We start from the raw sequence: 9,852 nt of genomic DNA, 5'->3' as shown, positions 1-9,852 counted from the left end.
TGGGGCGTCGTTTGCAGCATGGTCCGGCTGGCCCTTCCCGAAATCTCCGGCCCGACTGTCCGGCTCGATGAAACCGCGGCAAAGTGGCGCGGCGCCGGCTGATCGACAATCGACAATCCCTTTCTACCATCTATGCCGGAATTCTTCTGCCTCCCAGCAGCTTCCCCTCCCACACCCCCTCCTTCACCATCTCCGCCACCTCCTCCTGCAGGGCGTCCTCGAACTTCTGCACGGCCAGGGATGCCTTGCGCCCGATGGGGCGGGCGATGACGAGCTTGCGCGAAAGATGCGGGTCCACCACCGAGCAGGCGGTCAGCCTGCCCTCCAGCACGTCCTGGTGGACGGCCGGCATGGGCAGCAGGGTGGCGCCCAGCCCCTTGGCGACGAGCCCCTTGAGCACCTGCAGCGCATCGGCCTCCACGGGAACGGACAGTTCGAGCCCCCGCCGCCGCGCCTCGGCCTCGACCAGCATGCGCAGCCCGTGCTGGGGCCCCGGCAGGATCAGCTTCTGGCGCGAAAGCTCCTCGAAGGAGATGGCGTCGTGCGGCCCGCCCGCCGTGCCGCCCATGGAGACGAAGTAGAGGTTCTCGACCAGCAGCGGCGCGAACTTGATGTTGGCGCCCTGCTCCGTGCCGTAGAGCACGGCGATGTCGATCTCGCTGTGGTGCAGCCATTCCAGCAGGTAGCCGCTGAAGGCCGTCACCACGCGCAGCCGCACATCGGGGTAGCGCTGCAGGAAGCGCTCGATCAGCCGCGTCGCCAGCACGTCGCCCACCGTGGGCGGCACGCCGAGGATCACCTGGCCGCGCACGGCGCCCGCCTCCAGGCTGAGATCGGCCCGCGTCTCCTCGATCTGGCGCAGGATGCCGGCCGCCCGCTCGCGCAGCAGCTCCCCGGCATGGGTCAGCACCATGCCGCGCCCGTGCCGCGTGAACAGCGGCACCTTCAGCTCCTCCTCCAGCAGCCGGATCTGCCGGCTCAGCGCCGGCTGCACGATGCGCAGCCTGTCCGAGGCCTTGCTCAGGCTGCCCAGTTCGGCCACCTGCATGAAGGTGGTGAGGTGCTTCAAGTCCATCACGGTATCTAAAATCGGCATATGACCGAGAGCAACATTATAATTCCGGCAAGCCGGCCCATGGTCTTACATCGCCGCCATTCCCGGCCTTCCGGGGAGGAAAGGGTTCCAGAATGGCAGCGGATGGTATGGGCACGGCGGTGCCCGACTGGCGGCGGGACGTGTTCGACGTCCTGAAGGCCGCCAGGGTCAGGCACGTCGTCTATGTCCCGGATGCGGGCCACGCCACGGCCATCCGGCTGGCCGAGGCGGATGAGGAGATCGAGGCCGTCGTGCTGACGACGGAGGAGGAGGGCATCGGCTACCTCGCCGGCGCCTGGCTCGGCGGCGAGCGCGGCGCGCTGCTGATGCAGTCGAGCGGCGTCGGCAATTGCATCAACACCCTGGCGCTCCAGGCCTGCACCCGCTTCCCGCTGCTGATGGTGGTGACCATGCGCGGCGACTGGGCGGAGTTCAACCAGTGGCAGAACCCGATGGGCCAGGCCACGGAGGCCGCGCTGCGGCTGATGGGCGTGCGGACCTGGCGCGCCGACGAGCCGAAGGACGTGGCCCCGCTGCTGCGCGGCGCCGCCACCATGGCCTTCGAGGGCGACGAGGCCTGCGCGGTGCTGCTGGGGCAGCGCCTGATCGGCGAGAAGGAGTGGTCGAAATGAGCCGCGGCGGAGATCTGGACCGGCGCGCCGTCGTCGCCGAGCTGCTGAGGGAGCGCGGCGACCTGCTGGTGGTCACCGGCCTCGGCTCGCCCTCCTACGACGTGATGGCGGCGGGCGACCACGACGGCAACTACTACCTCTGGGCCGCCATGGGCAGCGCGGCCATGGTCGGGCTGGGGCTCGCCAAGGCGCGGCCCGAGCGGCCGGTGATGGTGGTGACGGGCGATGGCGAGCAGCTCATGGGCCTCGGCGCGCTGGCCACCATCGCCCTGCGCCGCCCTCCCAACCTCAGCATCGTCATCCTCGACAACGGCCATTTCGGCGAGACGGGGATGCAGCCGAGCCATGCCGGGCAGGGCGTCGAGCTGCACCGCGTGGCGGAGGCCATCGGCTTCCCGGCGGTGGACCTCGTCACCGAGCGGCAGGGGGTGGAGCCGCTGCGCCGGCGCGTCCATGCGCGCGCGGGGCTGAACCTTGCCGTGGTGAAGATCCGGCCCGAGAATCCGCCCCGGGTCCTGCCCCCGCGCGACGGCGTCCACGTCAAGAACCGCTTCCGCCTCGCGCTGGGCCACCGGCCCGCCTGACCGACAAGGGAGAACGCCATGAGCCAGGCCGATGAGTTCCACAACCTCGACAGCGGCACGGGCGGCCTGCTGCGCGAGCTGGCCCCGGGGCTGACCACCCGGATCTTCGCGGGCGAGCACGCCATGCTCTCCATCGTGACGATCGCGCCCAACGCCGAGGGCAAGGTCCACGCGCACCCCGAGGAGCAGTGGGGCGTGCTGCTGGAGGGCAGCGCCATCCGCGTGCAGGGGGGCGAGGAGATCGCGGTCAGGAAGGGCGATTTCTGGCGCACCCCGGGCGGCGTGCCGCACACCATGCGCGCCGGCCCCGAGGGCGCGCGGGTGCTGGACATCTTCAGCCCGCCCCGCCCCGAATACCGCGTGGCGGGCTCGGGCTTCGGCACCGGCTGAGGGGCGCCCCTCCCGGCGAGCAGGCCCTCCGGCCGGATCGGCCCCGGGGGAGCCCGCTCTCGGAGGGAGCCTCATCTTTGAGGGAGCCTGGCCGGCGCGTCCGGTCTAGGCTCCGACCGAATGGCGGCACGGCCGGCCAAGGGGCGAAAAGACCCCGCCGGGCCGGCGGCCGCGTGTCCCATGGGAGGAAACATGCCTGGAATTCATCGCCGCACCCTGTTGCAGCTGGCCGCCGGCGCCGCCGCCGCCCCGGCCCTCGCGGCGCCCGCCGCCGCCGCGTCCTGGCCGGACCAGCCGGTCCGCTTCATCTGCCCCTTCGCCGCCGGCGGCCCGACCGACGTGGCGGCGCGGCTCGTGGCGGAGGCGATGTCGGGCGTGCTGCCGCAGCGCGTGATCGTCGAGAACCGGACGGGCTCCGGCGTGGTGGTCGGCACCGAGGTCGTGGCCAAGGCCGCGAATGACGGCCACACCCTGCTCTACAGCACCATCGCCCATGCCGTGCTGCGCCCGCTCTTCTCCAGCCTCAGCTTCGACCCGGTGAAGGACTTCCAGCCGGTCGCGCTGGTCGGCACCATCCCGATGCTGCTGATGGTGAACAACGCGGTGCCGGCGAAGGACCTGCGGGAACTGATCGCGATGTTCCGCGACAAGCCGGGCCAGTACAACTACGGCAGCTCGGGCGCGGGCGGGGCGGTGCATCTCGCCACCGAGCTGTTCCTGCGCCAGGCCGGGCGGCTGAAGGTGAACCACATCCCCTATCGCGGCTCCGCCCCCGCCATGCCGGACCTGCTGAACGGCAACCTCACCATGTTCGTGAACGTCGCCTCGGACGGCATCGCCAGCGTGCAGCGGGGCGCGACGCGGGCGCTCGCGGTCAGCGGCGCCCAGCGCCTGCCGCAGCTCCCCGACGTGCCGACCTTCGCCGAGGCCGGGCTGCCGGGCTACGAGGCCTATACCTGGCACATGCTCCTCGCCCCCGCCGGCATCCCGGCCGAGACGCTCGCGCGGCTGAACGCGGCGGTGAACCAGGTGATGCGCACCCCCGCCTTGCAGCAGCGCTTCAGCGACATGTCGATCCAGCCCCGCGCCGACAGCACGCCCGCCTCCGCCACCGAATGGCTGCAGGGCGAGATCGCGAAATGGGAGCCGGTGGTGCGGGAGGCCGGCATCACCGCCAACTGAGGCCGCATGGCCGGCGCGCCGGGCCAGGCCTTGCGCCGGGCTCCCGGCCTTCCCATCTGGAGCCCCATCAGCAACAACCGAAAGGAGGTGATCCAGTGTCTCATTGTTTGATGGTTGCGCCGGCCGCCGTGAGCTGGATCTCCGCTGCGAGGATCGTCGCGGGCTGATCCGCTCCATGCGCGGCGGCTGAACGCTTCGCAGGCAATGTTGGGGGGCCCCGGGAACATCCCGGGGCCCTTCCGCGTTTCTGCCCCTGGGTTCCGCATCCCGCATCGCCGCCCGGCAGGGGCGGCCGCGGCGCGGACCATGCCAGGGAGAAGCAGCAGGAATGCAACCGCAATGGCCCGCGCGCCTCTGGATCGCCCGCCACGGCGAAAGCGCGGGGAACGTGGCCCGCGCGGCGGCGATGGCGGCGCGGCAGGCGATGATCGACATCGCGGAACGCGACGTGGACGTGCCGCTGAGCCCGCTCGGCGAGCAGCAGTCGCGCGCGCTGGGGCGATGGTTCGCGGAGCAGCCGCCCGAGGCGCGGCCCGAGATCATCCTCGCCTCCCCCTATCGCCGCGCCCGCCACACGGCGGAGCTGATCCGGGCCGAGGCCCTGCCCGAGCTCGGGCCGCGCGGATTCATCCTCGACGAGCGACTGCGGGAGAAGGAGTTCGGCGTGCTCGACCGGCTGACGTCGCACGGCATCAGCCAGCGCCACCCGGACCAGGTCGAGTTCCGCCGCATCCTCGGCAAGTTCTACCACCGCCCGCCGGGCGGCGAGAGCTGGTGCGACGTGATCCTGCGGCTGCGCAGCGCGCTCGACAGCCTGTGCCTGCACCATGGCGGCCGGCGCGTGCTGATCGTCGGGCACCAGGTGGTGGTGCTGTGCCTGCGCTACCTGCTGGAGGGGCTGACCGAGGAGCGCATCCTGGAGATCGACCGCGAGGGTGACATCGCCAATTGCGGCCTGACCGAATACGCCTTCGAGCCCGGCGGCGGGGAGGACGGCGCCATGCGCCTGCGCCGCTACAACTGGACCGCCCCGCTGGAGGCCGGGGACACGCCGGTGACGGCGCAGCCGCACGGGGGCGCGCCCCGATGAGCATGGCGACGCCGGTGACGGCCGCGCTGCTGCGGCGGATGCCCCTGCCGTGTCACCGGGAGGGCGACGACAAGAACGCGCGCGGCTCCGTGCTGGTGGCCGGCGGCTGCGCCGAGCTGCCGGGCGCGGTGCTGCTGGCCGGCGTCGCGGCACTGCAGGCGGGCGCGGGGCGGCTGCAGCTCGCGGTCTGCCGCTCCGTGGCCCCGCCGCTCGGGGTGGCGGTGCCGGAGGCGCGGGTCATCGCCCTGCCCGAGACGGAGGAAGGGCACATCGCCGCGGCGGCGGCCCCGCTGCTCGCGCGGCAGGGCTCGCGCGCCAAGGCCCTGGCGCTCGGCCCCGGCATGATGGGCGGCGCGGAAGGCGAGGCGCTCACCGCCGGGCTGCTGGAGGCGCTGGAGGGCCCCGCCCTGGTGCTGGACGCGGGCGCCCTGGCCGTGCTGCCCGCCTGCCGCGGCGCGCTGCGCCGCCATGCCGGGCGCATCGTCATCACCCCGCATGACGGCGAGATGGCGGCGCTGCTGGGCATCCCCCGCGCCGCCGTGCAGGACGATCCGCTGGGCGCCGCCCGGCAGGCCGCCTCGCGCTTCCAGGCCGTGGTGGTGATGAAGGGCGGCTGCACGCGGATCGTCACGCCGCAGGGCGAGGCGTGGCAATGCGACCGCGGCAATGTGGGCCTCGCCACCTCGGGCTCGGGCGACACGCTGGCGGGCATGGTCGCCGGGCTGCTGGCGCGCGGCGCCACGCCGCTGCAGGCCGCGCTGTGGGGGGTCTACGCGCATGGCGAGGCGGGGCGGCGGCTGGCCCTGGCGCAGGGGCCGGTGGGCTTCCTGGCGCGGATGCTGCCGGGCGAGGTGCCGCGCATCCTGGCCGAGCTGGCGCCCGAGCCGCCGGAAGGCTGAGGCCGCGCCCCGGCGGCGCGGCCCCGTTGCGGCATGGTCTCCTGGTGGCACGCGGGGTGCCGGATTTCACATGGCGGGGGGCCGCGCTAAACACGCCCCGCATCTGAACGGGACCCTTCCATGCCGGCCTATCGCTCCAGAACCACCACCCATGGCCGCAACATGGCGGGCGCGCGCGGCCTGTGGCGCGCCACCGGCATGAAGGACAGCGATTTCGGCAAGCCCATCATCGCCGTCGCCAACTCCTTCACCCAGTTCGTGCCCGGCCATGTGCACCTGAAGGACCTGGGCCAGCTCGTCGCGCGCGAGATCGAGGCGGCGGGCGGCGTCGCCAAGGAGTTCAACACCATCGCGGTGGATGACGGCATCGCCATGGGCCATGGCGGCATGCTCTACAGCCTGCCCTCGCGCGAGCTGATCGCCGACAGCGTCGAGTACATGGTCAACGCCCATTGCGCCGACGCGCTGGTCTGCATCTCGAACTGCGACAAGATCACGCCGGGGATGCTGATGGCGGCGCTGCGCCTCAACATCCCCGTCATCTTCGTCTCGGGCGGGCCGATGGAGGCGGGCAAGGTCGTGCATCGCGGCCGGAAGCGCAGCATCGACCTGGTGGACGCCATGGTGGCCGCGGCCGACAGCACCGTCACCGACGAGGAGGTGCGGGTCATCGAGCGTTCCGCCTGCCCCACCTGCGGCTCCTGCTCCGGCATGTTCACCGCCAACTCGATGAACTGCCTGACCGAGGCGCTGGGGCTGGCGCTGCCGGGCAACGGCACGGTGGTGGCCACCCATGCCGACCGGCGCGGCCTGTTCCTGGAGGCGGGGCGGCTGATCGTCGATCTCGCCCGCCGCTGGTACGAGCAGAACGACGCCAGGGCGCTGCCCCGCAACATCGCGACCTTCGCCGCCTTCGAGAACGCCATGACGCTCGACATCGCCATGGGCGGCTCGACCAACACGGTGCTGCACCTGCTGGCGGCGGCGCATGAGGGGGGCGTCGGCTTCACCATGCGCGACATCGACCGCCTGTCCCGCCGCGTGCCGGTGCTGTGCAAGGTGGCGCCGGCGGTGCCGGACGTGCATGTGGAGGATGTCCACCGCGCCGGCGGCATCATGGGCATACTGGGCGAGCTGGACCGCGCCGGGCTGATCGACCGCGAGGTCCCCACCGTCCACGCCCCCACCCTCGGCGCGGCGCTGGAGCGCTGGGACGTGCGGCGCGCGGCCAGCCCCGGCGTGCGGGAGTTCTTCAGCGCCGCGCCGGGCGGCATCCCGACCACCGAGGCCTTCAGCCAGGCCGCCCGCTGGGACGCGCTGGACCTCGACCGGGAAGCGGGCGTCATCCGCGACGCGGCGCACGCCTTCTCGCGCGATGGCGGCCTCGCCGTGCTCTACGGCAACCTGGCGGAGGAGGGCTGCATCGTGAAGACGGCCGGCGTCGATGCCGCCATCCTCGCCTTCCAAGGGCCGGCGCGGATCTTCGAGAGCCAGGACGCGGCGGTGGAGGGCATATTGGGCGGGCGCATCGCCGCGGGCGACGTGGTGCTGATCCGCTACGAGGGCCCGAAGGGAGGCCCTGGGATGCAGGAGATGCTCTATCCCACGAGCTACCTGAAGTCGAAGGGGCTGGGGAAGGCCTGCGCCCTGGTCACGGACGGGCGGTTCTCCGGCGGCTCCTCGGGGCTGTCCATCGGCCATGTCTCGCCCGAGGCGGCCGAGGGCGGGCTGATCGGGCTGGTGGAGGAGGGCGACCGGATCGAGATCGACATCCCGAACCGCGCCATCCGCCTCGCCGTGCCGCCGGACGTGCTGGAGCGGCGCCGCGCGCGCATGGAGGCGGCGGGTGCTGCGGCCTGGCAGCCGGCGCAGCGCGACCGCCCCATCTCCGCCGCGCTGCGTGCCTATGCCGCGCTGACCACGAGCGCCGCGCGCGGCGCCGTGCGGGACGTGGAGCAGCGCCGGCGCTGACAGTAGGCGGGGCGCCGCCCGGCGCCCCGCGCTTCACCGGGCGGTGCTGAGCGGAGGGGGGAAACAGATGCCGCCGCCGCGCTTGCACCCCGCGCGGCGCGGCGGCAGTGACGCGGGGTGGCTCAGCCCCGCGCCTGTCGCGCGCTGAATTTCGTTCCGATTTCGGAATATAACTGTGCTGTCGTCAATGGCCCGCTGGGCTGGCAGGCACGGTTCAGAGTAGCTCGCGGCGGTTTCCAGGCAAGCCTGCATTGTGATCGTTTGTAAGCTTCTTGACCTCTGGCAGCCATTCCGTGCCAATCTTCGTTCCTTTCCAGTACCGATACTTTTTCTGAAAAGATTTTCTTGCGTTATACTTGCGATTTCTTCTTGGACAGAATCCGTCGGTCCTCCTGCCAATAATCTCAAATTAATTTACGAACCGGTTTTTGTTATCTTGCTGTAACATAAATTGGTGCTAGAGCGTGCGGCGCTGCGAAAGTGAGTGAGGCTTCGTCATGAAGATGGCTCCCCGTCCGCCCTCCTACGGCATGCCCAAACCTTCATCCGTGACGGTCGAGCCTCCGCCATGCGCAGATCTCTCCAAGCTGGTCCAGGCTTCCGGACCCGCCGCCGGCCGGGCGGATGCCGTGGATGTCTTCCAGGCCGCCTCCGGGTGGATGGCCCCTTCCCTCCAGCGGCTGTTCCCGAACGCCGTCGATGCGGCGCTGCTCCTGCTCCTGTCGGCGCTCGCCCTGGATGGGGCGGGCAGCGGCGCCGCGCGGATCGGCAGCCTGGCCCTGCTGGTGCTGGGCGGCACGCTTGTCTCCGCCCTGTGCAACCGGATCGCGCTCGTCGATCTCGAGCAGACCTGCGGCATCCCGGTCCGCCGCCTGGCCCTGCGGGCGGGGCTCGCCGCGGCGGTGGCCGCCCTGGCCATCGCCGTCGCCGCGGGCCTTCTTCTCGAATCCGGCGAGGCGCCGCGGCTCGCCTGGCTGCTGGCCGGCTTCGTGCCGCTGAGCGCCACGGCCCATGCCCTGACGGCGCACGCCATCGCCTTCCAGGCGGCGGCGCCGATGCGGCTCGCGCTCATCGGGCACCCGGCGCGCTTCGCCGACTTCGAGGCCTCGCTGGCGCGCCGCTCCGGCCCGCGCGCGCTTGTCGCCGCCCGGCTGGAAGGCGGCAATGACGCCGATATCGAGCGGCTGCGCCATCTCGTGCTCGGCGGGCAGGTCGATGTGGTGGTGCTGGCCACCTGCGGGCTGGAGGCGGGCCAGCTCCTGAGGCTCGGCCCGGCCCTGGCCGAGGCGCCGGTGCGGATCTGCTTCCTGGCCGACCCGCTTTCCCTCGACCCCGCCCTCGAGGAGGTGCTCCGCTGGTCCGGCCTCGGCGTCGTGGAGGTCCTCCCCCATCCCGGCCATGGCCTGGAATGGATGGTCAAGCGGGCGATCGACGTGACCGTGTCGCTCGCGGCGCTGCTGTTCATGGCGCCGCTCCTGCTGCTGATCGCCCTCGCCATCCGGCTGGAATCGCCAGGGCCCGTGCTGTTCCGCCAATGGCGCGCGGGGCTCGGCGGAAAGCCCATCCAGATGCTGAAGTTCCGTTCCATGCACGCGAGGGCGTGCGATGCCACGGGCGCCGCCCGGACCCGCGCGCGCGATCCGCGCGTCACCCATGTCGGCCGCTTCCTGCGCCGCACCAGCCTCGACGAGCTGCCGCAGCTCTGGAACGTGCTGCGCGGCGACATGTCCCTGGTCGGGCCGCGCCCGCATGCGCTGGCGATGGAGGTGGAGGGCCGGCCCTTCGCGGAGGTGGTGAACCAGTACCGCCTGCGCCACCGGGTGCGGCCGGGCATCACCGGCTGGGCGCAGGTGAACGGCTCGCGCGGCGAGGTGGACACGCTGGAGCGCGCCCGGCAGCGCGTCGCGCTCGACCTCTGGTACGTCGATCACTGGTCGCTCGCCCTCGACGCGCAGGTGATCTTCCGCACGCTGCTCGGCGGCTTCGCGAGCTTCCGGGCGGATTGAGG

At 72.1% G+C, this 9,852-nt stretch carries 9 protein-coding genes; 8 read left to right on the top strand and 1 reads right to left on the bottom strand.

All coding sequences use genetic code 11. The features are described 5' to 3' along the window. Positions 1–130 precede the first annotated feature (130 nt). A complete protein-coding gene (locus CR162_RS19165) occupies positions 131–1,075 on the bottom strand; it encodes a LysR family transcriptional regulator (RefSeq protein WP_176559935.1) in 945 nt (314 codons plus the stop codon). Between the two features lie 113 nt (positions 1,076–1,188). On the opposite strand from CR162_RS19165, the gene CR162_RS19160 reads away from it, so the two are divergent. The 8 genes from CR162_RS19160 (at position 1,189) to CR162_RS19125 (ending at position 9,850) form a co-directional block, all read left to right on the top strand. Further along, positions 1,189–1,728: a thiamine pyrophosphate-binding protein gene (locus tag CR162_RS19160; RefSeq protein ID WP_099097125.1), complete on the top strand. Its 540-nt coding sequence runs from the start codon at positions 1,189–1,191 to the stop codon at positions 1,726–1,728. Then, the gene (locus tag CR162_RS19155; RefSeq protein ID WP_099097124.1) at positions 1,725–2,312 is read left to right on the top strand and encodes a thiamine pyrophosphate-dependent enzyme; all 588 of its coding nucleotides are present in this window, start codon (positions 1,725–1,727) and stop codon (positions 2,310–2,312) included. Before CR162_RS19160 ends, CR162_RS19155 begins: the two co-directional genes overlap by 4 nt. Before the next feature lie 18 nt (positions 2,313–2,330). Beyond that, positions 2,331–2,702: a cupin domain-containing protein gene (locus CR162_RS19150; RefSeq protein ID WP_099097123.1), complete on the top strand. Its 372-nt coding sequence runs from the start codon at positions 2,331–2,333 to the stop codon at positions 2,700–2,702. A 192-nt stretch (positions 2,703–2,894) separates the two neighbouring features. Continuing rightward, the gene (locus tag CR162_RS19145; RefSeq protein ID WP_099097122.1) at positions 2,895–3,884 is read left to right on the top strand and encodes a Bug family tripartite tricarboxylate transporter substrate binding protein; all 990 of its coding nucleotides are present in this window, start codon (positions 2,895–2,897) and stop codon (positions 3,882–3,884) included. 328 nt (positions 3,885–4,212) lie between these two features. Further along, positions 4,213–4,974, top strand: a complete 762-nt coding sequence (locus CR162_RS19140; protein ID WP_099097121.1) for a histidine phosphatase family protein — start codon at positions 4,213–4,215, stop codon at positions 4,972–4,974. Further along, on the top strand, positions 4,971–5,873 hold the full coding sequence (locus tag CR162_RS19135) for an NAD(P)H-hydrate dehydratase (protein ID WP_218014940.1): 903 nt from the start codon (positions 4,971–4,973) through the stop codon (positions 5,871–5,873). Before CR162_RS19140 ends, CR162_RS19135 begins: the two co-directional genes overlap by 4 nt. A 120-nt stretch (positions 5,874–5,993) precedes the next feature. After that, positions 5,994–7,844 (top strand): dihydroxy-acid dehydratase, encoded by a 1,851-nt coding sequence (ilvD, locus tag CR162_RS19130; RefSeq protein ID WP_099097119.1) that lies wholly within the window; start codon positions 5,994–5,996, stop codon positions 7,842–7,844. A 659-nt stretch (positions 7,845–8,503) separates the two neighbouring features. After that, entirely contained in the window at positions 8,504–9,850 is a 1,347-nt protein-coding gene (locus tag CR162_RS19125) for an exopolysaccharide biosynthesis polyprenyl glycosylphosphotransferase (protein ID WP_176559934.1), read from the top strand. Positions 9,851–9,852 lie beyond the last annotated feature (2 nt).

This window comes from Teichococcus rhizosphaerae (genome assembly GCF_002631185.1).
In the GTDB taxonomy this organism is placed as follows: Bacteria; Pseudomonadota; Alphaproteobacteria; order Acetobacterales; family Acetobacteraceae; genus Pseudoroseomonas; species Pseudoroseomonas rhizosphaerae.
The sequence above is the reverse complement of the archived record's forward strand: the minus strand, read 5'-3'. Positions and strand labels throughout refer to the sequence as shown.

Coding starts and splice junctions, on each gene's coding strand:
- CR162_RS19165 (WP_176559935.1), bottom strand. CDS start 1,075: ATGGACTTGAAGCACCTCACCACCTTCATGCAGGTGGCCGAACTGGGC.
- CR162_RS19150 (WP_099097123.1), top strand. CDS start 2,331: ATGAGCCAGGCCGATGAGTTCCACAACCTCGACAGCGGCACGGGCGGC.
- CR162_RS19125 (WP_176559934.1), top strand. CDS start 8,504: ATGGCCCCTTCCCTCCAGCGGCTGTTCCCGAACGCCGTCGATGCGGCG.
- ilvD (WP_099097119.1), top strand. CDS start 5,994: ATGCCGGCCTATCGCTCCAGAACCACCACCCATGGCCGCAACATGGCG.
- CR162_RS19135 (WP_218014940.1), top strand. CDS start 4,971: ATGAGCATGGCGACGCCGGTGACGGCCGCGCTGCTGCGGCGGATGCCC.
- CR162_RS19140 (WP_099097121.1), top strand. CDS start 4,213: ATGCAACCGCAATGGCCCGCGCGCCTCTGGATCGCCCGCCACGGCGAA.
- CR162_RS19145 (WP_099097122.1), top strand. CDS start 2,895: ATGCCTGGAATTCATCGCCGCACCCTGTTGCAGCTGGCCGCCGGCGCC.
- CR162_RS19160 (WP_099097125.1), top strand. CDS start 1,189: ATGGCAGCGGATGGTATGGGCACGGCGGTGCCCGACTGGCGGCGGGAC.
- CR162_RS19155 (WP_099097124.1), top strand. CDS start 1,725: ATGAGCCGCGGCGGAGATCTGGACCGGCGCGCCGTCGTCGCCGAGCTG.